Source organism: Shimia ponticola (assembly GCF_007995215.1).
Lineage (GTDB): Bacteria > Pseudomonadota > Alphaproteobacteria > Rhodobacterales > Rhodobacteraceae > Shimia_B > Shimia_B ponticola.
In genome coordinates this window covers 488,605-515,024 of sequence record NZ_VCDK01000005.1, presented here as the reverse complement: position 1 = coordinate 515,024, position 26,420 = coordinate 488,605, and the positions used below count along the sequence as shown (strand labels likewise).

At 58.8% G+C, this 26,420-nt stretch carries 23 protein-coding genes and 1 pseudogene; 16 read left to right on the top strand and 8 right to left on the bottom strand.

Annotated elements, in window-relative coordinates:
* Positions 1 to 5: 5 nt before the first annotated feature.
* Positions 6 to 2,786 carry a PAS domain-containing hybrid sensor histidine kinase/response regulator gene (locus FE702_RS12675; RefSeq protein WP_147126673.1) on the top strand — a complete coding sequence of 927 codons (2,781 nt, stop codon included), beginning with the start codon at positions 6 to 8 and terminating at the stop codon, positions 2,784 to 2,786.
* The gene (locus tag FE702_RS12670; RefSeq protein WP_147126672.1) at positions 2,783 to 3,397 is read left to right on the top strand and encodes a response regulator transcription factor; all 615 of its coding nucleotides are present in this window, start codon (positions 2,783 to 2,785) and stop codon (positions 3,395 to 3,397) included. Before FE702_RS12675 ends, FE702_RS12670 begins: the two co-directional genes overlap by 4 nt.
* A gap of 21 nt (positions 3,398 to 3,418) precedes the next feature.
* On the opposite strand, the gene FE702_RS12665 is transcribed toward FE702_RS12670, so the two are convergent.
* From FE702_RS12665 to FE702_RS12635, 7 genes and pseudogenes are all read right to left on the bottom strand, one after another.
* A complete protein-coding gene (locus FE702_RS12665) occupies positions 3,419 to 5,896 on the bottom strand; it encodes a calcium-binding protein (RefSeq protein WP_147126671.1) in 2,478 nt (825 codons plus the stop codon).
* A gap of 41 nt (positions 5,897 to 5,937) precedes the next feature.
* A complete protein-coding gene (locus tag FE702_RS12660; protein WP_147126670.1) occupies positions 5,938 to 7,341 on the bottom strand; it encodes a UDP-glucose dehydrogenase family protein in 1,404 nt (467 codons plus the stop codon).
* A gap of 310 nt (positions 7,342 to 7,651) precedes the next feature.
* A pseudogene (locus FE702_RS12655) lies at positions 7,652 to 7,990 on the bottom strand (cupin domain-containing protein); the annotation flags it as partial.
* Positions 7,991 to 8,211: 221 nt separating this feature from the next.
* Positions 8,212 to 9,804, bottom strand: coding sequence for a glycosyltransferase (locus tag FE702_RS12650; protein WP_147126668.1), 1,593 nt, complete (start codon positions 9,802 to 9,804; stop codon positions 8,212 to 8,214).
* Positions 9,801 to 11,213, bottom strand: a complete 1,413-nt coding sequence (locus FE702_RS12645; protein WP_147126667.1) for an HlyD family secretion protein — start codon at positions 11,211 to 11,213, stop codon at positions 9,801 to 9,803. Before FE702_RS12645 ends, FE702_RS12650 begins: the two co-directional genes overlap by 4 nt.
* A 109-nt stretch (positions 11,214 to 11,322) precedes the next feature.
* Positions 11,323 to 14,349 (bottom strand): M10 family metallopeptidase C-terminal domain-containing protein, encoded by a 3,027-nt coding sequence (locus tag FE702_RS12640; protein ID WP_186827077.1) that lies wholly within the window; start codon positions 14,347 to 14,349, stop codon positions 11,323 to 11,325.
* 152 nt (positions 14,350 to 14,501) lie between these two features.
* Positions 14,502 to 14,927, bottom strand: a complete 426-nt coding sequence (locus FE702_RS12635; RefSeq protein WP_147126665.1) for a CoA-binding protein — start codon at positions 14,925 to 14,927, stop codon at positions 14,502 to 14,504.
* A 113-nt stretch (positions 14,928 to 15,040) separates the two neighbouring features.
* Between FE702_RS12635 and FE702_RS12630 the strand changes: the two genes are divergently transcribed.
* The 14 genes from FE702_RS12630 to FE702_RS12565 all read left to right on the top strand — a co-directional run bounded on the left by FE702_RS12630 (position 15,041) and on the right by FE702_RS12565 (position 25,574).
* A complete protein-coding gene (locus tag FE702_RS12630) occupies positions 15,041 to 15,655 on the top strand; it encodes a ribonuclease D (protein ID WP_147126664.1) in 615 nt (204 codons plus the stop codon).
* Between the two features lie 5 nt (positions 15,656 to 15,660).
* Positions 15,661 to 16,620, top strand: a complete 960-nt coding sequence (locus FE702_RS12625) for a KpsF/GutQ family sugar-phosphate isomerase (protein WP_147126663.1) — start codon at positions 15,661 to 15,663, stop codon at positions 16,618 to 16,620.
* Complete coding sequence (lptC, locus tag FE702_RS12620; RefSeq protein ID WP_222611814.1) at positions 16,620 to 17,231, top strand: LPS export ABC transporter periplasmic protein LptC; 612 nt, start codon at positions 16,620 to 16,622, stop codon at positions 17,229 to 17,231. Before FE702_RS12625 ends, lptC begins: the two co-directional genes overlap by 1 nt.
* Before the next feature lie 24 nt (positions 17,232 to 17,255).
* On the top strand, positions 17,256 to 17,741 hold the full coding sequence (locus FE702_RS12615; RefSeq protein ID WP_186827075.1) for an LptA/OstA family protein: 486 nt from the start codon (positions 17,256 to 17,258) through the stop codon (positions 17,739 to 17,741).
* Entirely contained in the window at positions 17,741 to 18,496 is a 756-nt protein-coding gene (gene lptB, locus FE702_RS12610) for an LPS export ABC transporter ATP-binding protein (RefSeq protein ID WP_147126660.1), read from the top strand. Before FE702_RS12615 ends, lptB begins: the two co-directional genes overlap by 1 nt.
* Before the next feature lie 23 nt (positions 18,497 to 18,519).
* Entirely contained in the window at positions 18,520 to 19,044 is a 525-nt protein-coding gene (locus FE702_RS12605; protein WP_147126659.1) for a 2-thiouracil desulfurase family protein, read from the top strand.
* Positions 19,045 to 19,289: 245 nt separating this feature from the next.
* A complete protein-coding gene (gene hpf, locus FE702_RS12600) occupies positions 19,290 to 19,865 on the top strand; it encodes a ribosome hibernation-promoting factor, HPF/YfiA family (protein ID WP_147126658.1) in 576 nt (191 codons plus the stop codon).
* 32 nt (positions 19,866 to 19,897) lie between these two features.
* Positions 19,898 to 20,362 (top strand): PTS sugar transporter subunit IIA, encoded by a 465-nt coding sequence (locus FE702_RS12595; RefSeq protein WP_147126657.1) that lies wholly within the window; start codon positions 19,898 to 19,900, stop codon positions 20,360 to 20,362.
* A gap of 65 nt (positions 20,363 to 20,427) precedes the next feature.
* Positions 20,428 to 21,357, top strand: a complete 930-nt coding sequence (locus FE702_RS12590) for a histone deacetylase family protein (RefSeq protein WP_147126656.1) — start codon at positions 20,428 to 20,430, stop codon at positions 21,355 to 21,357.
* Positions 21,358 to 21,377: 20 nt separating this feature from the next.
* Entirely contained in the window at positions 21,378 to 21,617 is a 240-nt protein-coding gene (locus FE702_RS12585; protein ID WP_147126655.1) for an exodeoxyribonuclease VII small subunit, read from the top strand.
* A gap of 3 nt (positions 21,618 to 21,620) precedes the next feature.
* Positions 21,621 to 22,484: a polyprenyl synthetase family protein gene (locus FE702_RS12580; RefSeq protein WP_147126654.1), complete on the top strand. Its 864-nt coding sequence runs from the start codon at positions 21,621 to 21,623 to the stop codon at positions 22,482 to 22,484.
* A gap of 37 nt (positions 22,485 to 22,521) precedes the next feature.
* Positions 22,522 to 24,468 carry a 1-deoxy-D-xylulose-5-phosphate synthase gene (gene dxs, locus FE702_RS12575; protein WP_147126653.1) on the top strand — a complete coding sequence of 649 codons (1,947 nt, stop codon included), beginning with the start codon at positions 22,522 to 22,524 and terminating at the stop codon, positions 24,466 to 24,468.
* A gap of 89 nt (positions 24,469 to 24,557) precedes the next feature.
* Entirely contained in the window at positions 24,558 to 24,857 is a 300-nt protein-coding gene (locus FE702_RS12570; RefSeq protein ID WP_147126652.1) for a DUF6525 family protein, read from the top strand.
* A gap of 54 nt (positions 24,858 to 24,911) precedes the next feature.
* A complete protein-coding gene (locus FE702_RS12565) occupies positions 24,912 to 25,574 on the top strand; it encodes an androgen-induced gene 1 family protein (RefSeq protein WP_147126651.1) in 663 nt (220 codons plus the stop codon).
* Here FE702_RS12565 and FE702_RS12560 read toward each other — a convergent pair.
* Positions 25,571 to 26,416 carry an SDR family oxidoreductase gene (locus FE702_RS12560; protein WP_147126650.1) on the bottom strand — a complete coding sequence of 282 codons (846 nt, stop codon included), beginning with the start codon at positions 26,414 to 26,416 and terminating at the stop codon, positions 25,571 to 25,573. The two genes, FE702_RS12565 and FE702_RS12560, sit on opposite strands and share 4 nt — an antisense overlap.
* Between the last annotated feature and the right edge of the window lie 4 nt (positions 26,417 to 26,420).

Genomic DNA, 26,420 nt, shown 5'->3' with positions numbered 1-26,420 from the left:
TGATTATGTCGCAGACCGAACGCCTTCGCGAAGCTCTGCTGGAAATCGAAGTCCTGCGCGCTCGCGAGCAGGACGCCCTGCGCGACACCCGCGCGCTCTTGGACATTTTGAGTGTCACGACGACGGCTGAAAACCCGCTCTTGGCACTTCGGTCGGTTTTGGCGAAATCCGCAGAGGCATTGAACGCCGCCGAAGTGTCGGTCATCTGCCAAACAGACGACGCTGTTCGGGTAGAAACCTCGACCAACAGATCGCTCGAAGGCCTAGACCTGCCGATTGATCCCGGATTCCTGAGGAAACCGCGAAATATCGTTGATGCACGCAAGGTGCCGAAACTCAGTGGCATTGCTCAACACGACAGCATGGCGGTCGGCAGTCTGCTCAGTTCTCCGTTCGAGACCAAATTCGAAACAGAACGCGCGATCATTTGCACGCATCCGCAAAACCAGCGGTTCAACAAGGGGCATCTTGATCTTCTCAAACAGGTGATCCGGCTGACGGCACAGGCCTTGCGGACGTTGGAACTGAGTTCGCAAAACGCTCTGCTGGCTGCAGTGATTGACGGGTCATCGTCTGGGTTTGCCATCGCCGATGCCACGCAGGACGATCTGCCTTTGATCTTTGTGAACAAGGCTTTTGAAGCCTTGACGGGATATCAATCGCAGGAGGTGATCGGTCAGAATTGCCGCTTCCTGTCGGACGAACCACCAGACAGCCTTGAACGGACGCGCCTGCGGCAGGCGGTGACGGATCGGCGATCCGGCCGCTTTTTGCTGAAAAACCGCAAGAAGTCCGGTGACATGTTCTGGAACGACCTGTCTCTGTTCCCGGTTCACGACTCAGAGGGCCGCCTGACCCAAATGGTGGCGACCCAGACTGACGCTTCCGCGCGTGTCTTGGCGGATACTGAACGCAGGTTGGCGCAGACACGGCTTCAGGATGCGCTTGATCACACCAATGACGCGTTCCTCATGGTTCTGGCCGATGGCACCATCGCGTTTTCCAACGAAGGCACGCGCGAGATGTTCGATGCCACGCCGCTCAGTTGGCAAATCGGCAGCACATTTCGGGACAATTGGGCCGCCTACAAAGACCGGCTGGCAGCTAACGGCGACACACTGCCCGAAGGGTTGGTCGATCCTGATCTTGAGTTGCTGTGCGAGGCGCGCGATGGCCTGAGAACAGGTCTGCCCAGCGGGCGTCAGGTGCTGTTTCGGGCGCAAAAGACCCGTGAACAGGCCTTTGTGATCTCGGCCACCGATACAACCGCCATCCGTGATACCGAACGCCTGTTGCGCCAGCGCGCGGCGGCAATCGAAAACGCCATCGACGGGATCGGCATCGTCGGCGGTGACGGGTTGCTGGTCTATGCTAATCAGGCCTTGGCCGAGCTTTTGAGATACGACAGCGAGGACACCATGATCGGGCGCGCGTGGTCCGAGCATTACAAGCAGCCAGACAATGCCGAATTGCTGCGCGCAGAAGCAGGACTGTCCGACCGCGCAGATCTGCTTGAACTTGTCACGAAAGAGCGGCGGCGCATCCTGCATGAGGTCACGGTGACCCCGGTCGCGCAGGTCGGTGATGTCGTTGTGGTGCGGGATATTACCTCTGCCCTGCAGAACCGGCAGAGACTGGCGGAATTGAACAAACAAATGGAAGAGGCCCGTCGGCGCGAGGCTCTGTCGAACCTTGCCGCCGGATTGGCTCATGACTTCAACAACGTGCTCTCAGCGATCTCAGGCTCGGCCACTCTGATCTCGACCGACGACACCGCCTCCGAAGATATAAAGGCGCACTCGGACCGCATCTCAAAGGCAAGCGCGACTGCGGCGCGGCTGGTCAACCGGATGCTTGATCTCAGCACAGTTGACGACGACGCCTCGATCTTTGATCTCCGTTCGGTTCTGGGCGAGGTGCGCGCCCTGGCCGAGGTTAATCTTTCGAGTGACACCAGCCTTGTGGTCAATCCCGGCACTTCGTCGCTCAATGTGCGGGCGGCGATTGCAGATATCACGCTTGTGTTGCTGAACCTTGTGATCAACGCCAATGACGCAATGCCAGACGGGAGCGGAGTGATTTCCGTTTCTCTGAGTCGTTTCAGCCCTTCGGCAGACCGCGCTCCCATGGTCGGCAAGGTCCTGTCCGACCGCGCCTACGCAAGCATCACAGTTAGCGACACCGGAACCGGGATCGCGCCTGACGTTCTTCCGCGCGTCCTTGAGTCGTTTTTCACGACCAAAGGCAGCCGCGGCACGGGTGCGGGACTGGCCATGGTGTCAGCCATCGTGAAACGCTTGGGCGGTGCGTTGTTCATCGACAGCGAATTGGGCCACGGCACATCGGTCGAAGTGATCTTGCCCATGGTGGTCGAAAACGTCACCGCCGAAGATGCAAGTGTCGGCGGCGACCTACGCGGCAAGGCCATCCTGATCCTCGACGACCAGCCCGAAGTGGCCGAAGTCGTTGCCTCGTTTCTTGAAACATGCGGCGCTGAGGTCAGCGTTCTGGAGGAACCGGCGCTCGCGATTGAAACGGTTCTGGAAGACCCCTCAGACTGGGCGGCTTTGATCACCGACTACGATATGCCCGAATTGAACGGCGGCGATGTCGTCGAACGCATCCGTGCCGAGCACCCTGATTTTCCCATATTCGTGATCACCGCCCTGGCACGTCGATTGTCGGACCCGCGTATCAATGCATCGTCGGTGCAGGGAGTATTTGCGAAACCGACCAATCTCGGGCAACTTGCACAGGCGCTAGAAAAGGTTGGGAACGACGCATGAAAATCCTGATTGCTGACGATCATGATTTGGTTCGGGATACGCTGGCAGCGTTCCTGGGTCGGGAAAAGGATTTCGAAATCGACACGGCGTCGGATCTTGCCGACGCCTTGGACAAGATCAACGCGAAACCACGCTATCATCTTGTGCTCTTGGATTACTCGATGCCCGGCATGAACGGGCTGGAAGGGCTTGCCAAAGCCAAGGAGGCAAATGAGCCTTGGCCGGTCGCCATTATGTCCGGCATTGCCCCCAAAGCCATCGCGCAGGAGGCTTTGGACGCTGGGGCAATTGGTTTCCTGCCCAAGACCATGGCCGCCAACTCCATGATCAACGCGATCCGCTTTATGTCCGCCGGTGAAACCTTTGTGCCCGTGCAGTTCATGACCGCAGAAGAGCCTGAGGAAACCAACGAACTTGCCAAAGGGCTGTCACCACGCGAACTCGAAGTCCTGAGTGGGCTTTGCAGAGGTCTTGCGAATAAGGAAATCGCGCGCGAGCTTGATCTGCAGGAGGTCACGATCAAACTGCATGTGAAAACCCTGTGCCGGAAGCTGGACGCCAAGAACCGGACGCAGGCCGCGATGATTGCGAAAGAGGCCGGCCTGTTCTGACCGGCCTCTTCGCTTGTTTGATTAGAGCAACAGGCCATCCAAGACCTGATCCATGAACGACTGTCCCAGATCGTTGTGATCGTGCAGCAGGATTGTCGCGCCACCCAAATCGATCTCGATATCGCCGTCCTGTTGCTGTGACAGGTTCGCAGCAATCCAGTCGTCGACGCTCGATCCGTTGTTCACGAGGTTGAGCTGACGCAGATCCAGTCGGTCACGGCCAGAACCATCGCGGGCGTAGTCGAGGATTTGGTTGGTGTTGCCGTCCAGATCCTGCGTCCGGAACACGAAACGGTCAGAGCCCGCGCCGCCGGAGGCGATATCCGCGCCGGCACCAAGGTAAATCGTGTCGTTCCCGGCCCCGCCGTCGACGACATCATCGCCCTTGTGCGCGTTGATATAGTCGCGTCCGTCGCCGCCGGTGACGCTGTCATCACCAGAACCAGATTTGATCCGGTCGTCTCCTTCGCCGCCTGCGACGGTGTCATTGCCGGAACCGCCATTGATCCGGTCGTTTCCAAGACCGCCTGTGATCGTGTCGGCACCGCCGCCCCCAATCAGGTTGTCGGCGCCGTCACCCCCATCAAGAACGTCGTTGCTGGACCCCCCGTTCAAGGTGTCGTCGCCATCGCCGCCAGACAGCGTATCAGCATGCCGACCACCGCTGAGCAAATCGTCGCCGGTACCGCCAAACAACTGGTCGTTGCCCGACCCACCAAAAAGGCGGTCATCGCCCGATTCGCCCGACAGGACGTCGTGACCAGCAGAGCCTGACAGCATGTCCTGACCCGCACCGCCAAACAGGATGTCGTCATCCTCTGGCAGAAGGTTGCCAAACTGATCATAGCGCAGGCCGTTTTCGTCGTAGAAGGAAACGATCGTCGAGGTGCTGTTTGGTCCTGCGCCGCCATAGATCATGTCGTCGCCATCGTTACCGCTCAGAGTGTCCCCGCTGGACGAGCCGATGATTTCGTCTTCACCGAACCCGCCCAGCACCGTGTCGGCTCCACCGCCGGCATGGATGTTATCGTCAAAGCTGTTGTTACCGCCTTCGACAGGCAACAATTCCGGCGACCGGATCAGGACCGTTGCGCCGGGATCGGTTTCTGTGAACGGATCAATCGCACGTGGGTCTGCCGCGCCGTCGTTGGAATAGGCCTTCGGGGCTTCGGTGACCAACTCAAGGCGTGCGGTGCCCGTCGCTTCGTCAAGAATCACGCGGTAGATGCCACCGCTGGTGCCAGTAGCGTCGTTCATGTCGTGATCGCCACCGTTGCCGCCAACATAAAGGTTGCCGTCTCCGTCAACGATTGCAGCGCCGAATGTGATCGCTGGTGCGCCGTTGTGCAGAACCCCGTCAATCAACGTGCTGTCGATCTCATAGGTCGAGAATTGCGGAACGCCTCCATCCTGGACGTCCTGGACATCGACGACCATCAGCTTTGCCGACGCACCTTCGTATTTGGGGCGCACGACACCGTAGAATTTTTGTGTCGTCGCATCAAAGGCAACGTCCCAGACCGAGTCTGTCACTAGCGACTTGGGAAATTTGAAAACGGTCGTGAGCGGATTGCCATCTGCATCACGCTGATCGACGTCGATGACGGTCACGCGGTCCATGCTGGAATGGAACGACCAGAGGTTGCCCTTGTCGTCAAAATCACCGGTCCATGACGCATAAGGACCATCGCCCAGACGATAGCTGTCGCCATTTGCGTCCATCATGACAATGTCATTTTTGGTCACAACGTTGCCAAGCGAGTCGACACCGTTTTTGACTGCGATGCCGTAGAACAGGTCGTCTTCCTGGTTGAAACCAAAACCGTTAATCACGACGGTCGCGTCAGAACCAGCTTGCTGGTAGGTTTCGGTTTCAACATCAAACACGTTCAGGGTGCCGTTCATCACCTGATAGAGGTTCGGTTGACCCGGAGCGACGGCTTTGACGGTGACTGTCTGGCCGCCAATCTCCATCTCTTTTTCATAGTAGAAGACCGGGCCATCCGTGTTGATTACGGGACCATCCGACTGGGCTGTACTTTCGACTGAGCGGAATGTCAGTTGATCCTGCCCACCCGTACCGATCAGGTTCAGCGTGTGGCTCTCGAACCCGGCTTCCGCCGTGTTGATTGTGTCGATCACTTCGCCGTTCCAGAGAACTTCGATGGTACCCGACAGATGGCCTTCGCCAATATTGGCTGCGGCTTCGAAGGTGATGGAATACGCGCCGTCGGTGACGGTTTGTACCGACTGGGTCATTGCAGAATGACCGTTGCCCAGGTCGGTCAGGGTCCACGCACCGTTTTCAGCGAATTGCGCAAAGCTGAGGGCATCTTCTGTGCCTGTCAGCATGTTGTCTGGCAGATAGTCACCGATGATTACATCGTCGCCTGCCGTACCGGTGACTGTATCGTCACCGCCTTGGCCGATCAGAAGATCGTCGCCCGGAGTTCCGGAGATGAGATCATCTCCGGGTGTTCCTACAAAAGTCTGGGTCATGTCACTCGTCCTTTTATCGTGAAGTGAAACCGGAGGCTGGGTTACCAGCCGATCCCTGTGCAAGTTGCTGGCTTGGCTCCGTCAAACAGGCGAACGACGTCGATCACTGGCACATCGGCGACCGATGCAAGGGCAGCAGAGTTGCGGTAGGTTTCGTTCTTTTGGGTCACCACCAGAGCGTCTGCGCCAGCGGTCGCTTCTTCGACGGTGTCGCAGATCATGTCTGCGAGGTGTGGCGCAACGGCTGCGAGACCTTTGGAACCGTGCTGAACGTAGCTCAGCTGACCGTCGAGTGGCGTTTCACGGGTGATCGCCGGGTCATGGATTTTGATCTCGACACCTTCGGCATGCAGTGCTGCGATGGTCTCAAGGATTGGGCTTTCACGCAGGTCATCGGTGCCTGGTTTGAACGCAAGGCCAAGGATCGCCACCTGGCGTGCTTCGGTTGCACGCACCATTTGCGTCGCCGATTCGATGTGCTGTTCGTTCGAAACACCGAGGCTTTCGATCAGTGGCAGGCTGACGCCCTGTTCACCCGCGATGTGCGCAACGGCGCGAACCTCTTTTGGCAGGCACGAGCCGCCATAGGCAAAGCCGGGTTTCAGGTAGTACGGCGACAGGTTCAGCTTGGTGTCCTGAACAAAGATATCCATGACGTCGTGGCTGTCGACACCCAGCGGCTTGCACAAGCGACCGACTTCATTGGCAAAAGTCACTTTGGTCGCGTGCCAGACGTTGTCGACATATTTGACCATTTCTGCAGTCTCGATCGAGGTAACGATGACGTTCTCATCGACCGGCAGATACACTTGGCGCAGGATGTTGCCCGAGCGTTCGCAGGTCGCACCGATCACGGTTTTTGGTGGTTCGTAGAAGTCTGCAACCGCCACACCTTCGCGCAGGAATTCAGGGTTGAAGCACACACCGAAATCTTCGCCGAGGACCTTGCCCGACACTTGCTCGATGATCGGGGTCATCACGTTCAGGGTGGTGCCTGGTGGGATCGAGCAGCGCATGACGACAACGTGAAAATCATCCTTCTGCGCGATGCCGGCGCCGATCGAACGGGCCGCCGATTCGATGTAGCGGTAGTCACAACCGCCATCTTCGGATGTAGGCGTGCCGACCGAGACAAAGGTGACGTCGGTATCGATAACCGCTTGGGTCAGATCGTCGGTCGCGGTGACAAGACCGGCTTCGACGCCCTCGGACAGCAGTTTGCCCAGGTCTTTTTCGTGGATTGGCGAAACACCTTCGCTGATCTGCTGGATTTTGACCGCGTCCAGATCGACACCGATAACGCGGTGGCCAAGGCTGGACAGGCAGGCTGTCGAGACAGCGCCAACATAGCCCAAACCTACGACAGAAATGGATGGTTTTTCTTCAACCACATACAGGGCGGCTGGTACTGCGTTCGAGAACTGTGCTGTGTTTTGGTTCAACATTTTCGTCGGTCCTTTGCCGGAATTTCGTTTCTGAAAATCGGTATAAAGGTCTGGAAAAACGAAAATATTCGGAGACGGTATAGATTCCGGCGCAAAGGCCCAGAGGCGCTATCCTTTGGGATATGGCGACTATCCCGGGCCGAAACTGCTGAGTTTAGTTGGCTTTTTTTGGCGGTGTTTCCATTTCAGAAACAGTTGGTCGCAAAACAACAAAGCCCGGCCAATGGCCGGGCTTTGGAGCTGTCCTCAGAGCGCGTGAGTGGAGGACTTTAAAAGGACAGCTAAGACTTGAGAGAGGCTTAGTTTGGGATCAGGCGGCGCGCCCGTAGACGTCGTCGTAGCGCACGATGTCGTCTTCCCCGAGGTAGGTGCCGGTTTGCACTTCGATCAGCGCCATTGGCATTTTGCCGGGGTTTTCGAGGCGGTGAACTGCGCCCAGCGGGATGTAAACGGATTCGTTTTCGCTCAGCATCATGATCTCTTCATCACGGGTGACGCGTGCGGTGCCTTCGACGACGATCCAGTGCTCAGCGCGGTGGTAGTGGCTTTGCAGCGACAGCGTTTCGCCAGGGTTCACAACGATGCGTTTGACCTGAAACCGTGCGCCGAGGCTGATGGTCTCGTAGTAACCCCAAGGACGCTCATAGCGCTGGCCAGCTTCGTTCAGCTCAGGCGACTTTGCGGCGGTCTTGGCAGGGGCAACCAGCGCGGTGCTGGCGGTGTTGATCTTTGCAATGGCGTTCATGTCACTGTTCCTCTTATCAAGTGATGTCAGAGGTTTATGCTTAAGAAACCGTTAAATCCTGCCTGCGGAGGCATAGCTTTTCGCGCTTTCGACCAGCCTCCCCATCCAAAAGGATAGCCGCTTTATCAGAACGCCAACGGGGCAGGTGCGAGGCCAACATACCAGGCAAGAAAGTACACGAATGCGGTGACGGTCGTGACCAGTTGGACCTTTGCCATGCCGTTCTGGGTGCGCGCCAAGAGACCTTCGCCGCCGCCAGAGGTTTGGTTACCCCGGTTCGACCATTTCTGTTTGGACAGGTGAAAGATCATGAAGATCTTCACCGAGGCGTTAATGATCTGGTTGAAGTACAGAATCACCGGCCAGCTGAGATCGACGCGTCGGCTATAGGTGTACAGGAACAGACACAGCACGATCCGGCTAAACAACACCCAGATCAGACAAGACCAGATGTAGGATGGCTCAACAATCGTTCCGAGGATGGCGACGATGGGCGACACCATCATGGTCCACATTGCGATTCGCTGATCGACCAGACACCACCAGATGAACGGCTTCACCTGACGCGGACCAAGCGCGATGGCGCGGCTCCCGTTGCGCAGCATGTTGCCGGACCAACGGCGGAAGTTCTGGACCATCCGCTCCAACCCGTTCTCTTTGATCACCTCGATCGTGTAGACGGTCGCGTCCGGCACATAGGTCATTTTCGCGCCACGGGTCAGCATGTGATACCACGTCGACTTGTCATCACCCGACAAGAACCGAAAGCGGCCCCAAAGCCAGTGATCCAGATGGTCGGCTTCAATCGTGCGGATGAACTTCAGGCTCAGCATGTGCTCAGCCCGAAACACCGACATCCGACCCGTCAGGGTCAAAACCTTGTCCGACATCGCGTGGCTTTGCATCGCCAAACGCCGCTGGGCAAAGCGCATATCGAGCCAGTTCGCAATCCAGGTCGGACCGTAGCAGATCACTTCTTCATCGGTCGTCAGAGCCTGCAATTCAGGATCAGCGCCGAACATCGACAGCGTCTTTTCCAGAACGTCGCCGCCATAAAGCGCGTCGCCATCCATGAAGATCACAAGGTCATCTTTGTGGACACCGTTGCGGTTGATCGCCCGGAGAATCATTCCGATGGCCATCCGCTTGCCAGGCTGGTTCTGGCGCAGGAACACCAGTTCGGCAAGATCGTCGTCAATGTCCTGTGCGTAGGTTTCGACAAATTCACGAATGATCAGTTCATCAAAGGATGAGCCCGTCCCGATGTAGAGTGTCGTTGGAATCCGTTCGCGGCGGATCTGCGAGAGGATCGAACCGATCACCCGTTTGGTGATGGCCTCTTCCTCGTAATAGGTTGTCATCTGGATGTGCAGACGGCGTGGACGCCAGCCCGATTCCCAAAGCTCGGTCGCACGTGCGCGCATTTTGGGAAACTTGAACCGGCGATAGATTTCGGCCCGAACGGCATGGGTAAACCACCAGCCAAACCGCCACATGCCCAGCGCACCGAGCGTGAAGGTCAGGTGCATGACATCGGGTTCAAGAAAGCGGTTGGGCACATTGACCAGCAACCACAGCAAAAGCAGACCAACCGAAAACAAGATCAAGGCCTGCCGTGCGCTCCACTTGGCCCAGCCGGTCTTGGCAGGGGCTTGCAGATCGCGCAGTCGGACCGTCAGGTCCTTGTCGAAGGCATACTCTGTTTCGGGGGCGCTCATCCGCGCCACCAATCGGTCAGGAACCACGACTTCAGCGCGCGTGCCTGAACGGGTGCGCCAGGCATCAGGGCCGCGCGGGTATCGTCCATGTCCATGCCAGTCAGCTCAAGCGTGACAATCATGCCAAAGCCGTTGTCCGTTTCTGGGTCAATCCCGGCGGACAGGTCGGTCACAACTGCCTTGTAGCGCTTCTTGCCCTCGACGGTGCGCAGAACAACGTCGCTGCCCATGCCGATATAGACGGCGCCAGCGCGTGCCTCGTTCAGCCAAGCTTGTACAAAGCGGCCCCGGTCCTCTTCCACGGTGACAACCAGTTGGCCGCGACCGAGGTATTCGTTGCGCATCACCAGAACCTCGGAAACGGTTCCATCCGCCTCGGCAAGGATATTGTGCGCCTGAGCGGCATCCTTGGCGTTGCCCAGATCGCGACGCAGACGACGCTCGTCTTCTTTCGCGCGGTTCAGCTGGTCTTTCAGATCTTTGTGCAGGTGCCAGAAGTCGCCCGGAACAACGCTGTCTTGCGCGTCAAATGCAGCAAGCGCCGCCAAGGCGGCTTCGACTGCGTCGAGGTTGCGACCAGCGGTAAAGTCGCTCCAGTGGCGGTCCCGAATCGCACGATCCAAGATTTCGAGAAGGCGCGCGCGCTCCTGATCCCCGAGTCCCAAATGAGAATTCAGGATCGCGCGCGCCTCTCTCACGCGGTCTGCAGCTCGCGTGATGTCACGGCGAATGTCGTCAACGGCACTTTCACGGGCAGGGTCGGAAAGGCGGACAAGCAAGTCACCGCGGTTTACCTTTTGGCCGGGTAGGGCCACCACTTCATCGACGTAGGCTGGGGCTGGCGCGGTATGGCTCAGGATAGGAGCCACAACCCGCGCACTCTTGAGGTTGACGCTGGTCAGCCGATCCACGATCTGCCCGCCGATCAATCCGATCAGCGCCGCTGCCAGGGCAAAATAGAAGACCGTGTTCCAGACAACGCGCAGGGCGCGCGACGTCTGTTGAGCCTCGCCGGTGGCCTTCTCTTCCTCGGTTTCGCCCATAGGAACAAGGTCCACGGGCGTATCCAGAGCGGTGATCATGTCCTCTGACGGAGCCATCTTGCCCGACAGCAGCGAGCGATAGAACACGCCGATCACCTCGCGCTGACGACCTGTCAGCCCGACAAAAACCATCTCGTTATCGCGGGTGCCTGCCTCGAAGTTTACCGGAAACCGGATATCGACACCCTGAAACGGGATGATCAGATGCGCACGTTTGGGAAGAACGTCGCTTGCTTCTGGATATGTGATGCCTGCCTGAGACCACTCGTTGACTTCGACGACCTCACCCGAAGGCAGTTCAAGCCGCAGCGGTGCGCGGACCTTAAACTCCAGATCGGACATGGGACGTTCGTGGCGAATCTTCACTTGGGGCTCTCTTTCATCAACGCCGCAGTGTTAGCGCGTATAGAAATCCCTTTGGAGGGTAACACTGGATAGGTATCTATCCTTCGGTATAGTGGGCCCTCTGCCCCCCTCAGACAAACTCGAAATCTGCAAGGCTGAGGTTGCTCAAAAGCAAGTCCTCGATGATCACGGTCACCAAAACATCGGGCGTCGTATCAAGCGACCAGGCACCAGCGGAGGTGTCCAGCGTGGCATGCACATCGTCCCCGACCTGCTCCAGCGTGAGTTCAAGGGTCAGGCGGTTCGCGTTGCCGCGTTGGCCAACGCCCGTCCAGCCAACGTTGCCTTTGTCGCCAATGAATTGGATGTTTGCCCCGACATTCAGGGCATCCAAGCCTGCGAACCGGATCGTATCTTGTGCCTCGTAATCGGTGAGCGTGTGCGTGCCCGATGCCAAACGGAAGACGAACGTGTCTTCGCCCGCACCGCCCGTCTGGCTGTTGGTGCCGCTCCCTGCGTCCAGCACATCATCACCATCCCCACCGTTAAGCATGTCATCGCCGTCGCCACCAACGAGCATGTCGTCACCAGCTTCGCCAAACAGGGAATCATCACCCAGCCCGCCGAAAAGCGCGTCGTTGAATTCAGGATAGCGGAATTGCGCCGTTGTGCCGGTCACGTTGGTCGCGGCCATGTCGTCACCGCCTGTGATCTGCTGACGCGGCACGCCGCTTGCATCCACGGTCCAGTAGTCGGTCAAGCCGGACACTGCGTTTGGATTGTCGATCTCGTAAAACGCCGTGGCCTCGATATCCGACTGACTGAGCGCCCGGTCATACAGCCGAATGTCGCCGAATTGCGTATCCGGCAGTTCGAACCGAAGCGCGCCCGTGGTTGTGCTCAGGATCGGGCCTGCGTTGAAGGTATAGGAATAGACCGCCTGCCCGTTCACATAGCTGATCATCTCACCGGTTGCGGCGTCATAGGTGATCGACAGACGGCTGAACTCTGTTTCATCCCAGACCGAGGCACGGAACAGGCTGTAATGCCAGTTTTGCTGTCCCCCAACCGGGCTCCAGATATTCATCGACAACGCCCCGTCATCAAAGGCGTAAAGAGAGAACCCCGGCAGATCGATATCATAGCCTTGGTGGCCAAGCGCGTTGCGGTCGATCAGAAACTCAAACGTCCATGACGCCCCCATAGTAACATCGGCCTGAAGCCGCGTTGTCCCAGAGGCCGCCATCTGGGCCATACCAAACTCTTCCGGTGCAGGTGGCAGGCTCGCACCCTCGCCCCAGAGCGTGTCATCGCCCACGCCGCCGATCAGCGTGTCATTGCCCTCGCCGCCGATAAGGGTGTCATCGTCCGACTGGGCCGGACCCTGCGCATGTTCCTGACTTACGGTGACGCCAGCCCCAAGGCTGAGATTCGCGTTTCCGGTGGCGTCGGTGACGGTCGTGGTGTCCGACAGGTCCACGATCCAGTTGTGTTGCAGGTTGCCCGCTGGGCCTGAAATCGATCCGAAGGCGTTGTCATTGATCTCTTGCGCGGTGCGTACATCATCCCAGATGCGGATTTCGCCCATGGTGCCCTGGAACGTCTCGCGATTGGAAAACCCTCCGCCGAGCAAGTCCTGTTCCTGACCAAAGACCAACGTCCCACCGGTACCGACTGATCCCCCTGCGGACAGGGTTCCGTCCCATGCGACATCGCCGTCGACATAGACACTCAATGCCCCGCTGGCGGCATCCCATGTGAAGGCGAGATGATGGGAAAGGCCGTCGATCAGGCTGATCGACAGGATGTCCGTGTCGATGGAGTTCCCATCGATATGGATGCGTATGACCCCATCGTGGCGAAGTTCGATCAGAACCTCGTTCGAGTTACCGTTGACCGCGTAGCTCAACAGCGGGGTTGTCGTGGCCGACATCCGCAGGATGTTGACCATCATATCGATCGAGAACGCGGAGCCGCTGAACGCGGTGATGCCCGTCACCTGTGCCGAGTGCCCGAACTCATTCGGATCAGCATTCATGGTTATGCCCGTGAAATTCCGGCTGCTGTCCAAGGCAAATTCGGTCAGCGCGCCGCCTTGGATCACATCATCGCCGGTACCGCCTTGCATGTGGTTTTGCGCCCAGTTGCCCAGCATCTGATCATCATGGTCGGACCCGACCGCGTTCTCGATCACTGCGCCGTAGGCAATCGAGACGTTATAGGTTTGGCCGTTGACCGAGCTGAACCCACCCTCGCGCAGGTCCATGGCGGTGCCGGTCGTCGATCCCGAGAAATCGAGCGTATCGGTCCCGCCCGCATCCCAGATCGAAAACGCCATGTCCAAGTTCTGGGTTTCCGTGCCGCTGCTAGTCGTTCGGGTCGATGTGAAATCGTAGGCGTCGCCGGCATTCGAGTTAAAGCCATAGGTCGTGTCGCCCGTGCGCGTCGACAGGTTTGCCCCATATTCTATCTGGATCGCCAGAATGTCATGCAGCCCAAGCGTCGACATATGCCCGAACGAAGCATTGGTATTCGTCTCGCTCCAATAGGACATGACAGTATATTGACGGCTGTCATTCCAGTGGTCGGCATCCGCATAGGTGGCCGAACTGCCGTTGTAGTTCCCCGGATGTGCTAGCCCCATGCCATGCCCGATTTCATGCAACATCAGGCGGCGATTGTAGGTGCCGTAGTCCATCTCTGGCTCCCAGCCGACCCGGCTGACAACAACTTCGGATCCGTTCCAGAAGCCGCCGCCGTTTTCACCGTCGCGGTAGCGAAAGTTGATATCGGCCGACGTGTCCGAGCCCGACAATTCACGGAAGGTGACATCGGCCACGTCTGAGAACTGATCCAGAATGCCCCGCGTCAGGGCCTGATTGACCGCCTCAAAAACGTAGAATTCACCACCCGCGCTAGCAGCGTCCTGAAAACGGAATGTGACCTCTGTACTTGTGCCAGGATCATCACCGTCATCGGCATAGGTGCTCGAGAAACGCGCGATATGCTGCGCCGTTCTATAGGCGCTCCAGATATCAAGCCCGTTGATCGCGGTTCCAATCAGGCCTGACTCGGTGCTTGAGGGATCAACGTCATACGTGACTTCGCCCGGTGAGACCTCTGGGCCAGTATCTTCGCTCAGGTAAGTGTCCGCCATGCAGCCCGGACACATACACACGGATTCGTGCCAATCGCCTTGCACCTGTACTGTCACGTTACGCTCCGACTGATCGTGGTTGGGCGCACTCTAGGGGTCGATGATGGCGGCAAAAAGGCAAAGCTGACCGCAGGTAGGGACAACCAGACCCGTTAGGCCATAAGCCGCGCATGGTCGATCTTGGGACATCGGTTGGCAACATAGCGAAGCCCGGCGGCTTGCGCCTTTGCCTCGGCGTCGGCATGCATGACGCCCAATTGCAACCAGACAGTCCTTAGGTTTGGCAGGGCGTCTATTGCCTCGGCCACAATGGGTGGCACAGCCTCTGACCTGCGAAAGACATCAAGCATGTCCACGTCATCAGGCAAATCCGCGATGCTAGAGACGATGGGCGTCCCGAAGAGATCTTGCCCAGCCAGATTGGGGTTCACGCCGATGATCTTGTATCCGTGGCGCACCATATAATCGACCACGCCATAGGATGGACGCGAGGGGTCAAGCGACGCGCCAACGCATCCAATCACCTTGGTCGTTTGCAGGATGTCACGCAGATCAGCGTCGGAAATCACGGGTGCCATGTGCCTGAACTACGCAAGACACTGCCCCGAAACAAGCAAAGCCACACTGTTTGTCCCGGTTGACAGGCGGTGCCCTAGGCGGCAAGCCCCGCGCAACTTATGTGAGACATGCGATGACGATACACCTGTACCAACGCGATTTGCCGGACGACCTGACGCTGGGCCCGATCGTGGCGATTGATTGCGAAACGATGGGTTTGAACCCACACCGCGACAGGCTCTGCCTTGTGCAGATGTCCGATGGCGACGGCAACGCACACCTTGTGCAGATCCACAAAGGCCAGACGGAGGCACCCAACCTGTCCCGTTTGCTGCGCGATCCTGCGACGCTCAAACTGTTCCATTATGGGCGTTTTGACATCGCCGCGATGTACCATGCCTTTGGAGCGCTCACTGCGCCGGTCTATTGCACCAAGATCGCCAGCCGCCTGATCCGCACCTACACCGACCGCCACGGGCTCAAGAATCTCGTGAGCGAGCTGTTGGATGTGGACATCAGCAAACAGCAGCAATCCAGCGACTGGGGCGCGGCAGAGTTGAGCAAGGCGCAGCAGGAATACGCGGCATCTGACGTCCTGCACCTGCACAAGCTGCGTGAGAAACTGAATGAGCGGCTGGAGCGTGAAGGCCGCATGGAGATTGCGCAGGCTTGCTTCGATTTCCTCCCGACGCGGGCCAAACTTGATCTGGCCGGATGGCCGGATACCGACATTTTCGCGCATTCGTAATCACCATGACCAGCACCGATTACCTTGAAACCGCCCGCCGCGTGATCCGCATCGAAAGCGCTGCCTTGGGCGCGCTGGCCAATGCGGTCGATGACAGCTTTGTTCAGGCCGTTGAACTGTTGCTGACGGCCAAGGGCCGCGTGGTCGTGACGGGCATGGGCAAATCCGGACACATCGCGCGCAAGATTGCGGCGACCTTTGCCTCGACCGGGACGCCTGCGCAGTTCGTGCATCCAGCCGAGGCCTCACACGGCGATCTTGGCATGATGGCGCAGGGCGACGTGGTGCTGGTGTTGTCGAACTCGGGCGAAACACCGGAGTTGGCGGACCTGATCGCCTATACCCGCCGCTTCAAAATCCCGATGATCGGGATGGCTTCGGTCCCGACGAGCAGCTTGCTGCGTCAGGCCGATATCGCGCTGGTCCTGCCCAAGGTCGAAGAGGCCTGCGGCACAGGCAATGTACCGACAACCTCGACCACAATGAGCCTCGCCTTGGGCGATGCATTGGCCATGGCGCTGATGGAGCATCGCCAATTCACCGCGGCCCATTTCCGCGAATTTCATCCAGGCGGTAAGCTGGGTGCACGTCTAAGCCGTGTCGCGGATCTGATGCACACAGGCGACGCGCTGCCAATCGTCAGCGCCCGGACCGGAATGGGCGACGCGCTCTTGGAAATCAGCCAAAAGGGCTTTGGCGTGGTTGGCGTCACAGAAGAGACCGGCGGTCTGATCGGGATCGTGACCGATGGTGACTTGCGCCGCAACATGGACGGTCTGCTGTCACTCGACGCGGGCGCGGTGATGACCAAGGCACCGCAGACCATCAGCGCCGACGCGTTGGCCGAAGAGGCTGTTGCCGACATGAACGAACGCAAGATCACCTGCCTGTTCGTTACGGATGCAAACAAAATCCCAGTCGGCCTGATCCACATTCACGACTGCCTGCGCGTCGGCCTGGGTTAGTGGCAAGCCGCGCGGATGGATATTCGCGCCTTGTGACGGCGCTCAAGGTGGTGCTGCCGATCACGGCTGTCGCGCTCTTGTCGACGTTGTTCTTCTTTTCGGGGCAAATCGACCCGACCCAGTCGCTGCCTTACAAGGAACTCGACGTCGAGAGCATTGCGCGCGAACAACGGCTGTCCAAGCCCAGCTCTTCTGGTGTCACGAATGATGGGTCAGCTTTCAAAATGACCGCTGACCGCGCGTTGCCGGACGCTTCGGACGATACGATCACGCGGTTCGAGAACCTGAACATCGAACTCGTTGACCCTGACACAGATGTCCGCACCTTTCTGTCCGCGCCGACCGGGTCGTCCAACTCTGCCACCGGCGAAACGGTTCTGTCAGGCGGGACGGAGATACGGTCGACCGACGGCATGCTGATTCAGGCCGAAACCCTGCGCATGTTTTTGGATAACGACGAGATCATAAGCGATGGTCCCGTCACCGCGACCGGATCATTCGGTGATCTGGAGGCTGGAAGCATGCGCATTGCCCGTGCTGGACCGGGGCAGGATCACCTTGCCGTTTTCAACAACGGTGTGAACCTGATATACGAGCGCGAAAGTGATTGAGAGGTCGGCCCTATGTGGCGATTGATGTGTTTGTTTTTACTGATGCCGGGGCTGGCGCTGGCGCAAGGTCTTCAGGTCGGTTTCAAAGGGTTGAACCCCGATAGCAACGACCCGATCGAGATCGCGGCAGAAAGCATGTCAGTCAACAATGAAACCGGCGCGGCCCAGTTGATCGGGGATGTGGTCGTGATTCAGGGCGATCTGCGCATGCAGGCACCCCGCATCGAAATCCTCTACACGCAGGAAGGTGGCGTGCAGTCCATGGTCGCAACGGGTGGCGTTTTGCTTGTCACCTCTGAAGAAGAGGTCGAAGCCCAGAGCGCCAACTACAACGTCGACGCTGAAACGATGCTATTGTCTGGTGATGTGCTGATGGTCCAAGGCCGCAGCGCCATTTCAGCGGACAGCATGGATATTGATCTGGATAAGGAAATCGCCGTCCTGTCCGGACGGGTGCGGACGGTTTTGTACTCTGACGATGATACATCTGGCGCGGCATCGGAAAACTGATGGCCAAGCCAAAACTCTCTGTCTCCGAAGGCTCACCCGGGCTTGAGGTTCGCAACCTGCGCAAAAGCTATCGCAAACGGCTTGTGATCCGAGACGTCAGTCTCGAATTGCGTCGCTCCGAAGTCGTGGCTCTTCTCGGCCCAAATGGGTCGGGCAAGACGACCTGCTTTTACGCCATCGCCGGTCTTGTCGATGCCGAAGCGGGGCAGGTGATCGTGGATGGCCGCGACGTGAGCGGGCTGCCGATGTATCGCCGCGCGAAGTTAGGCGTCGGCTATTTGCCACAAGAGATGTCGATCTTTCGCGGGTTGAATGTTGAAGACAACATCATGGCCATCCTTGAGATCGCCGAACCCAATCGCAAACAGCGCCGGGCCCGTCTCGAAGAGCTTTTGAGCGAATTCTCAATCGGTCACCTGCGCCGCGCTCCGTCTCTGGCGCTGTCGGGTGGCGAACGCCGTCGCGTGGAAATCGCGCGCTGTCTGGCGGCCAACCCGAAATACCTGCTTTTGGATGAACCCTTTGCCGGGGTCGACCCAATTGCCGTGGGTGAAATCCGTAGCCTTGTCAGCGATTTGAAGGCGCGTGGAATCGGGGTGCTGATCACCGACCACAACGTGCAGGAAACGCTCGGGATCGTTGACCGCGCCTACATCCTGCACGACGGTCAGGTGCTGATGTCAGGCACAACGCGCGAAATCGTCGAAGACGAGAATGTGCGCCGGGTCTATCTCGGCGATAATTTCCGGTTTTGAGGGCCTCGGGCAAACCATCATCTGTGCCAGGTGATGGCTCGGTCCGCATCCTGATTTCCGCCTGCCTGTTGGGCCGCAAAGTCCGATACAACGGCTCTGACAAAACCTCTGGATACCAGACCATCCTCCAACGCTGGGCGCAGGAGGGTTGGCTTGTCCCGCTCTGTCCCGAAATTGCCGTCGGCTTTCCGACACCCCGACCTCCGGCAGAAATTCAAGGCGGCGGCGGCGCAGAGGTCCTGAATGGCCATGCTCGTATTGTCGAGGATTCAGGTCGCGATGTGACCGCGCTTTACCAGAAGGCGGCCGCAGACGCCGTAGCATTTGCCCAGCGCAACGGATGCGAGCACGCGGTGCTGACCGATGGCTCGCCATCCTGCGGATCATCTGTGATCTATGACGGCACCTTTGAGGGGGCGCAGAAAGCAGGAATGGGATCAACGACAGCGGCGCTCAGACGATCCGGTGTCCGCGTCTGGTCTGAAAAGCAAATCCCGGAACTGGATCGCGTTTTGAAGGCACTCCACGACAGCCAAGAACAGCAATGAGAACGCGCGACTTGCGCATCGGCTCCGTTCAGCGCGCCTGTCGATTTCCGACGACGACCATTGACACAGACGGTTTTGCATTCCCAAATGTAAAGAATGGACAGTCCGCTTCTGCCTTTGAAGTTCTGCAAAGACCCATCCTTGGGCCGCTTTTGCACAGGACGCCATGACTTAACCAATCGGCAACCATAACCGGCCAACGCTTAGGCGAGGTCCGTCTTGGATGCTATATGACAGGAGGGTGCATGAGGTACCAAATCACCGGCAAACAAATCGATATTGGCGCGGCGCTTCAGCAGCATGTTGAAGATTCGCTTTCTTCCGTCGTTCAGAAATACGCAGAGCGACCGACGGAAGCGCAGGTGATTTTCTCGAAGTCAGCCCACGAACACGTGTGTGAGGTGACTGTGCATCTATCCACTGGCCTAACCGCCGCTGCGCGCGCCCAAGCTGTTGAAATTTATGCAGCTTTCGAAAGCGCGTGTGACAAGATGGAAAAACAGCTGCGCCGCTACAAGCGTCGGTTGAAAGATCACCACAAGGATCGCACGGAACCCGTTGAACTTATGGGCGGGGCCTCGTATATCCTCGCTGCATCGGACGCCGGGGATGACGCCGAGCCTGAAACCTTACAGCCTGTGATCGTGGCCGAGATGGAAACGCAAATTCCGTCTCTCTCCGTCGGCGAGGCAGTGATGCAGATGGAACTGGCTGGGTCCCCCGTGCTCGTGTTCAAAAATGAAGGAGCGGGCCGAACTAACGTGGTCTACCGTCGCGACGACGGAAACATCGGTTGGATTGACCCAAACACCAACGGCTAGAGCAGTCTCGCCAGAGTAGAAAAGTGATCGCGATGGAACTTTCGGACATCCTCTTGCCAGAGGCCGTGAAAGTCGTTTCTTCGGTATCGTCGAAAAAACGCTTGTTCCACGAGCTGGGTGACATCATGGCTGATGTCCATGGTCTGCCTGACGGCGCCGCTGTGGCTGCGCTTATGGATCGCGAATCTCTTGGCCCGACCGGCGTTGGCAAAGGCGTTGCCCTTCCGCACGCCCGCATGGCTGAAGCATCCCGTGTCTCGGGTTGCTTCCTGCGTCTTGAAAAACCGGTCGATTACGGTGCGGTTGACCGCAAGCCCGTTGACCTGGTGTTTTGCCTGTTCGCCCCAGAGGCAGCCGGTGTCGAGCACCTCAAAGCCTTGGCTCTGGTGTCACGTACCCTGCGCGACGAAAGCATTTGCGCCAAGCTACGCGCAAATACGACGGCCAGCACGCTGCACGCCATCCTTACTGAAACGCACGCAAGCGCAGCGGCCTGACGACTGTTCGCCTTGCGCTTTGCGGTTGGGGGCATAACTGTGCGCCCAAGTGAACGGAGGCGCATATGGCCACAGCATTGATCACGCATGAAGAGTGCTATGGGCACGTAACCCCACCGGGCCACCCGGAACAGGTGGCGCGGTTGGACGCTGTGTTGGGCGCGCTGTCCGATATGGACCTTGTTCGGACCAACGCACCGTTTGCAGCCGATGATGATTTGCTGCGCTGTCATCCCGCCTCCCATATCGCTGCGATCAAAGCCGCCGTCCCACAGAGCGGCTGGCGCTCATTGGATGCGGATACACATTTGTCGCCCGGGACACTCGCCGCGGCGATGCGCGGAGCGGGTGGATGCGTAAAGGCCGTCGACATGGTCCTCAGCAATGAGGTGCAGAACGCCTTTGTCGCCTGCCGTCCACCCGGTCACCATTGCGAACGCGAAACCGCAATGGGCTTTTGCTTCTTTGGCAATGTCGCGATTGCCGCCAAGGCTGCACTGGATCACCACGGGCTAAAGCGCGTAGCGATCCTTGATTGGGACGTCCACCACGGCAACGGCACACAGGACCTTGTCGAAGAAGACCCGCGCATCTTTTTTGCGTCCTCCCATCAGATGCCGCTCTATCCCGGTACGGGCTATCCCAGCGAAACCGGTGCGGATGACAACGTCATGAACGTGGCCCTTGCCGATGGCGCGGGCAGCGACACGTTCCGCGATCTGTGGGGGCAAACAATCCTTCCTGCGGTCGAAAGATTTGCACCCGACCTGATCATTATTTCTGCTGGCTTCGACGCCCACAAACGCGACCCGCTCGCCGGGCTGCTGCTGGAAACCGAGGACTTCGCTTGGGTCACACGTGAAATCTGCGCACTTGCTGCACGGGTTTGCGGTGGCAAGGTGGTATCAAGCCTCGAAGGCGGCTATGACCTTGAAGCACTTGGCGACGCATCCGCAGCGCATGTGGCCGAGTTGATCGATCAAGGCTCGAAGTAGCCCGTCAGGAAGGAAGACAGATGTCCAAAGCGGTATCCGAAATGAGCTTTGAAGAAGCGATGACCGAACTGGAACAGGTCGTCGGTCAACTGGAGCGCGGCGACGTTGCGTTGGAGCAATCGATCACGCTCTACGAGCGCGGTGCTGAGTTGAAGGCACATTGTGAGGCCAAGTTGAAAGCCGCCGAGGAAAAGGTTGCCGCCATTACGTTGAACGCTGACGGTCAGCCGACGGGCACGAAACCTCTCGATCCGCAGTAAACCATGTTCAAAGACGATCTGACCGCCGCTGCAACCGCCACTCAGGATCGGTTGGTCCAAGCCATGGCTGAGATGGGCAATTTGCCTGTGGTTCAAGGCATGCGCTACGCGGTTGCGGGCGGCAAAGGCCTGCGCGGATATCTCGTGATTGAAGGCGCCCGCCTGCACGGAATCCCGGTCGCGGAATCCGTGACAGCCGCAGCCGCGATTGAAGCAGTGCACGCCTATTCGCTGGTTCATGATGATCTGCCCTGCATGGACGATGACGACCTGCGCCGTGGCCAACCGACCGTACACAAGAAATGGGATGACGGCACCGCCGTCCTCGTCGGAGACGCCCTTCAGACACTCGCGTTTGAACTCGTGTCCCAAGCGTCCGACAAAGCCGAGGTCAACGTCGCGCTCGTGACGTCTTTGGCGAAGGCCTCAGGCGCACAAGGCATGGTGCTGGGTCAGGCGCAGGACATCGCGGCCGAGACCGCCACCACTCCGCTTACCCTTGATCAGATCATCGAATTGCAAGGCAACAAAACCGGCGCGCTGATCGAATGGTCTGGCGTGGCTGGTGCCATGCTGGCGCAGGCAGACACCGCGCCTCTGCGCGCATATGCGCAGGCGCTTGGACTCGCCTTTCAAATCGCCGACGACATATTGGATGTCGAAGGTGACGCTGCAGCGGTGGGCAAAGCCGTTGGGAAAGATGCGGACGCAGGCAAAGCGACCTTTGTTTCGCTATTGGGCTTGGATGCCGCCAAGACCCGCGCAGCGGAATTAGTTGACCAAGCATGCGATGCGCTGGCACCATACGGTGAAGAGGGTGTGTCGTTGAAACAGGCCGCGCGCTTCGTTGTCGAGCGGCGGAAGTAAGTGTCAGTTTGCGCTGACCGATGAGGAGGCACGTGTTATGCCCGCCGAAAACACACCCAAGGGTCACCCTGCGACTCCCCTACTCGACAAGATCGACTCGCCTGCGGACCTCAAGGGTCTATCAGACGCGCAACTGACGCAGGTCGCGCATGAACTGCGCTCGGAAACGATCAGCGCTGTGTCGGTCACAGGCGGGCACCTTGGGGCCGGGTTGGGTGTTGTAGAACTCACGGTCGCCCTGCATGCCGTCTTTGACACGCCAAAGGACCGACTGATCTGGGACGTGTCCCACCAGTGCTATCCGCACAAGATCCTGACCGGCCGCCGTGACCGTATCCGTACCCTGCGGATGAAGGACGGGCTGAGCGGATTTACCAAACGCAGTGAGTCGCCCTACGACCCCTTTGGTGCAGCACATTCGTCGACGTCGATTTCCGCCGCCTTGGGGTTTGCCGTCGCGCGTGATCTGGGCGGTGCGCCGGACCACGGACTGGGCGACGCGATTGCGGTGATCGGTGACGGGTCAATGTCGGCTGGCATGGCGTTTGAGGCGATGAACAACGCAGGCCACCTGAAAAAGCGCCTGATCGTCATCCTGAACGATAATGAGATGTCGATTGCCCCGCCCGTCGGGGCGCTGTCGTCATACCTGTCGCAGCTCTACGCAGGCGCGCCGTTTCAGGAATTCAAATCCGCCGCAAAAGGCGCGGTGAGCCTTCTGCCCCCGCCCCTGCGCGAAGGGGCCAAGCGCGCCAAGGACATGCTGAAACACATGACCGTTGGCGGTACGATGTTCGAACAGTTGGGCTTCAGCTATGTCGGCCCCATCGACGGCCATGACATGGACCAGCTACTTCCGGTCCTGCGCACTGTGAAAGACCGCGCCCACGGTCCGATCCTGATCCACGTGATCACCAAAAAGGGCAAGGGCTATGCCCCTGCCGAGGCCGCGCGCGATAAAGGTCATGCGACGGCCAAGTTTGATGTCGTCACAGGTGAGCAAAAGAAAGCCCCCTCAAACGCGCCATCCTATACCTCGGTGTTCGCACAGGCCCTGATGAAAGAGGCCGCGAAAGACGACAAGATCTGCGCCGTCACTGCCGCCATGCCAGACGGCACGGGGCTGAAACAATTCGCTGAACGCTACGGGTCGCGCTGCTTTGACGTGGGCATTGCGGAACAGCATGGTGTCACCTTCTGCGCGGGCCTCGCAGCTGGCGGGATGAAGCCGTTCTGCGCGATGTATTCGACCTTCCTTCAGCGCGGGTATGACCAAGTCGTGCATGACGTCGCCCTTCAGGGTTTGCCGGTCCGGTTTGCGATTGACCGCGCAGGCCTTGTCGGGGCCGATGGCGCAACGCATGCCGGGTCTTTCGACATCGCCTACCTCGCGAACCTTCCGGGGATGGTCGTCATGGCCGCCGCAGACGAAGCCGAGCTTTGCCGCATGGTCGCCACCGCAGCCGCACATGACAGCGGTCCCAGCGCGTTCCGGTTCCCAAGAGGTGAAGGCGTGGGTTGTGACCTGCCAGAAGACGCGCAACCTCTTGAAATCGGCAAAGGCCGCATGATCCGCGAAGGGTCTGGTGTCGCCATCCTGTCATTCGGCACACGCCTGACCGAAGTCGAGGTTGCATGCGAGGCTCTTGCCTCCAAAGGCATCAAACCCACCATCGCCGACGCCCGTTTTGCCAAGCCGCTGGACCGCGATTTGATCCTTGATCTAGCCGCCAACCACGAAGCGCTGATCACCATCGAAGAAGGCGCTGTCGGTGGTTTCGGAAGCCATGTCGCACATCTCTTGGCCGAAGAAGGCGTGTTCGACACAGGGCTCAAATATCGCTCGATGGTGTTGCCTGATTCGTTCATCGATCAGGCCAGCCCACGGGACATGTATGATGTGGCGGGACTGAACGCTGAGGATATCGAAGCCAAAGTGCTTGAGGTTCTGGGCGTCACTAAACTGGATGCCGCCCGAGCCTGATACCGGCAAAAACTCCGTTCTTTAGTTGCAGACTGTTATGTTGTAACATAACAGATATGCGTCTCATGGAATGGATCTTTGGCGGCCTGATGACTCGCTCTCGCACGCTGGTAAAAACGCGCAATCGCGGGGCTACGACCCTGCGCACACGACGGTGTCGGGGCAATCCGCTTGCTGAATATGACAGCCTGCCGCCAGAATTGCGGCGCTGGGTGTCCGAGGCCGCCCTGCCATGGGGCGCGCAATCGGTCCGCACCGCCTATCAAAAAGCTCTGGCGCGAACCGGTGACAAAACCCGCGCCCTGCAAGAGCTTGACGCTATTGAACGCCGCCTTGTTGCCAAGGACGCGGGCAAGGTCTGGATGGGAACGCATCCTGCGACGCATTAGCGTCACGCCACGTTCTGCTTGGGTCGTCACGGGTGGTCGGTCTAGCGTCTGCACATGGCACCCAACCCGCATTCCCGCCCAGTTCTGATCTATCGTTGGTTCGTTTTCCTGCTGGCCGGGTTCTATGCGATCTACATGATCACCACGTCCTCCTACACGGGACCGGGTGGGCCGTTCCGCTATCTGACAATCTGGGCATTGATCCTTTCGTTCTTTTGCGCGAGCCGGGTGCTGGCCTATTCGGAACGACGGTCTGACCGTCGCTGGGACCCGATCACCGCCGCCACTGCCGTTCTGAATGTGATGGTGGTGTTCCTCTACTGGCGCTTGTTCTTTGCCGATCCCGCATCAGTGACACGCAACGGCGAACTCGGCATCTGGTGGAAGGAATACTATCTGCACGGGTTGGGGCCGCTTTTGATGTGGCTCGATGCCGTGATCATCAACCGCCCGTTTCGCCGGTACTTTGCCTCGGCCGGAACGCTGGTTGGCGTTGTCGTCGCCTACCTGACATGGGCTGAGCTTTTTGTGCAGCGGTTCAACGATGCGCCGCGCGGGACGGTGACCAGCGGCTTGCCCTATCCATTTCTGAACAGCCTGGAATTCGGTGCCCGGTTGAATTTCTACGGTGTGAACATAGCAACTGCTTTGGTGCTTCTAGGGGTCTTCTTTGTCATCGGCTGGACCATGACCCGGGCCGTCGGCGATCGTGCCTAACCCGTCTCAAGTGCCAGCAATGCCTGCAAGCCTTTCCGGTAATCAGGATAGAGCAGAGACACACCCAACTCATCCTTGATCCGATCATTCCGCACCTTTTTAGACTCCGCGTAGAAACTACGCGCCATCGGCGTCATCTCGGCAGTTTCAAAGTCCTCTTCGGGCGGCAGGGGCAGGTTCAGCAACTCGGCAGCATAGGCCAGCACATCCTGCGGCGGGGCCGGATCGTCGTCGCAGAGGTTATAGATCGCACCGGGGTTGGGCTGGGCGATCGAGGCAGCCAAGACCTGCGCGATATCCTCGACATGGATGCGGCTAAAGACCTGCCCCGGCTTGATGATGCGTCGCGCCGTGCCTGCGCGCACTTTGGAAAACGGTCCGCGCCCCGGCCCATAAATCCCTGCGAGACGGAAGATATGCAGCGGCAGGTCCAGCGCGCGCCACTCAGCCTCAGCCGAAACACGCATTTGCCCGCGTCTGGTGGCAGGCGTAAGGGCCGTGTCTTCGTCCACCCAGGCACCGCCGTGGTCGCCATAAACACCTGTGGTCGAGAGATAGCCGACCCATGTGGCCTCGGACGCCGCCACCATATCGCGGTAATCGGTTAGGCACGGATCGCCATTTTCGCCCGGTGCTGCAGACATCAGGATATGTGTCGCCTGCTGGATATCGCCGCTCAGGTCGTCTTGACCGATTACGCGCGGCGTAATCCCGGATGCAGCCAATCTCTCAGCCTTATCCGCGCTGCGGGTTGTCCCGATGATTGTGAACCCTTGAGCCAGCAAAAGTGGGGTCAGGGCTTGGGCCGAATATCCGTGGCCATAGGAGAAAAGCGTGGGCATGCTG

What these genes read in the sequence shown, in the direction of transcription:
- FE702_RS12590 (WP_147126656.1), top strand. Translation starts at nt 20,428, where the DNA reads ATGGCCACAGCATTGATCACGCATGAAGAGTGCTATGGGCACGTAACC.
- FE702_RS12650 (WP_147126668.1), bottom strand. Translation starts at nt 9,804, where the DNA reads ATGAGCGCCCCCGAAACAGAGTATGCCTTCGACAAGGACCTGACGGTC.
- FE702_RS12660 (WP_147126670.1), bottom strand. Translation starts at nt 7,341, where the DNA reads ATGTTGAACCAAAACACAGCACAGTTCTCGAACGCAGTACCAGCCGCC.
- FE702_RS12580 (WP_147126654.1), top strand. Translation starts at nt 21,621, where the DNA reads ATGTTCAAAGACGATCTGACCGCCGCTGCAACCGCCACTCAGGATCGG.
- FE702_RS12640 (WP_186827077.1), bottom strand. Translation starts at nt 14,349, where the DNA reads ATGGCGGACACTTACCTGAGCGAAGATACTGGCCCAGAGGTCTCACCG.
- FE702_RS12670 (WP_147126672.1), top strand. Translation starts at nt 2,783, where the DNA reads ATGAAAATCCTGATTGCTGACGATCATGATTTGGTTCGGGATACGCTG.
- dxs (WP_147126653.1), top strand. Translation starts at nt 22,522, where the DNA reads ATGCCCGCCGAAAACACACCCAAGGGTCACCCTGCGACTCCCCTACTC.
- FE702_RS12675 (WP_147126673.1), top strand. Translation starts at nt 6, where the DNA reads ATGTCGCAGACCGAACGCCTTCGCGAAGCTCTGCTGGAAATCGAAGTC.
- FE702_RS12585 (WP_147126655.1), top strand. Translation starts at nt 21,378, where the DNA reads ATGTCCAAAGCGGTATCCGAAATGAGCTTTGAAGAAGCGATGACCGAA.
- FE702_RS12615 (WP_186827075.1), top strand. Translation starts at nt 17,256, where the DNA reads ATGTGTTTGTTTTTACTGATGCCGGGGCTGGCGCTGGCGCAAGGTCTT.
- FE702_RS12565 (WP_147126651.1), top strand. Translation starts at nt 24,912, where the DNA reads ATGGCACCCAACCCGCATTCCCGCCCAGTTCTGATCTATCGTTGGTTC.
- FE702_RS12595 (WP_147126657.1), top strand. Translation starts at nt 19,898, where the DNA reads ATGGAACTTTCGGACATCCTCTTGCCAGAGGCCGTGAAAGTCGTTTCT.
- FE702_RS12635 (WP_147126665.1), bottom strand. Translation starts at nt 14,927, where the DNA reads ATGGCACCCGTGATTTCCGACGCTGATCTGCGTGACATCCTGCAAACG.
- FE702_RS12630 (WP_147126664.1), top strand. Translation starts at nt 15,041, where the DNA reads ATGACGATACACCTGTACCAACGCGATTTGCCGGACGACCTGACGCTG.
- FE702_RS12560 (WP_147126650.1), bottom strand. Translation starts at nt 26,416, where the DNA reads ATGCCCACGCTTTTCTCCTATGGCCACGGATATTCGGCCCAAGCCCTG.
- FE702_RS12625 (WP_147126663.1), top strand. Translation starts at nt 15,661, where the DNA reads ATGACCAGCACCGATTACCTTGAAACCGCCCGCCGCGTGATCCGCATC.
- FE702_RS12570 (WP_147126652.1), top strand. Translation starts at nt 24,558, where the DNA reads ATGACTCGCTCTCGCACGCTGGTAAAAACGCGCAATCGCGGGGCTACG.
- FE702_RS12665 (WP_147126671.1), bottom strand. Translation starts at nt 5,896, where the DNA reads ATGACCCAGACTTTTGTAGGAACACCCGGAGATGATCTCATCTCCGGA.
- hpf (WP_147126658.1), top strand. Translation starts at nt 19,290, where the DNA reads ATGAGGTACCAAATCACCGGCAAACAAATCGATATTGGCGCGGCGCTT.
- lptB (WP_147126660.1), top strand. Translation starts at nt 17,741, where the DNA reads ATGGCCAAGCCAAAACTCTCTGTCTCCGAAGGCTCACCCGGGCTTGAG.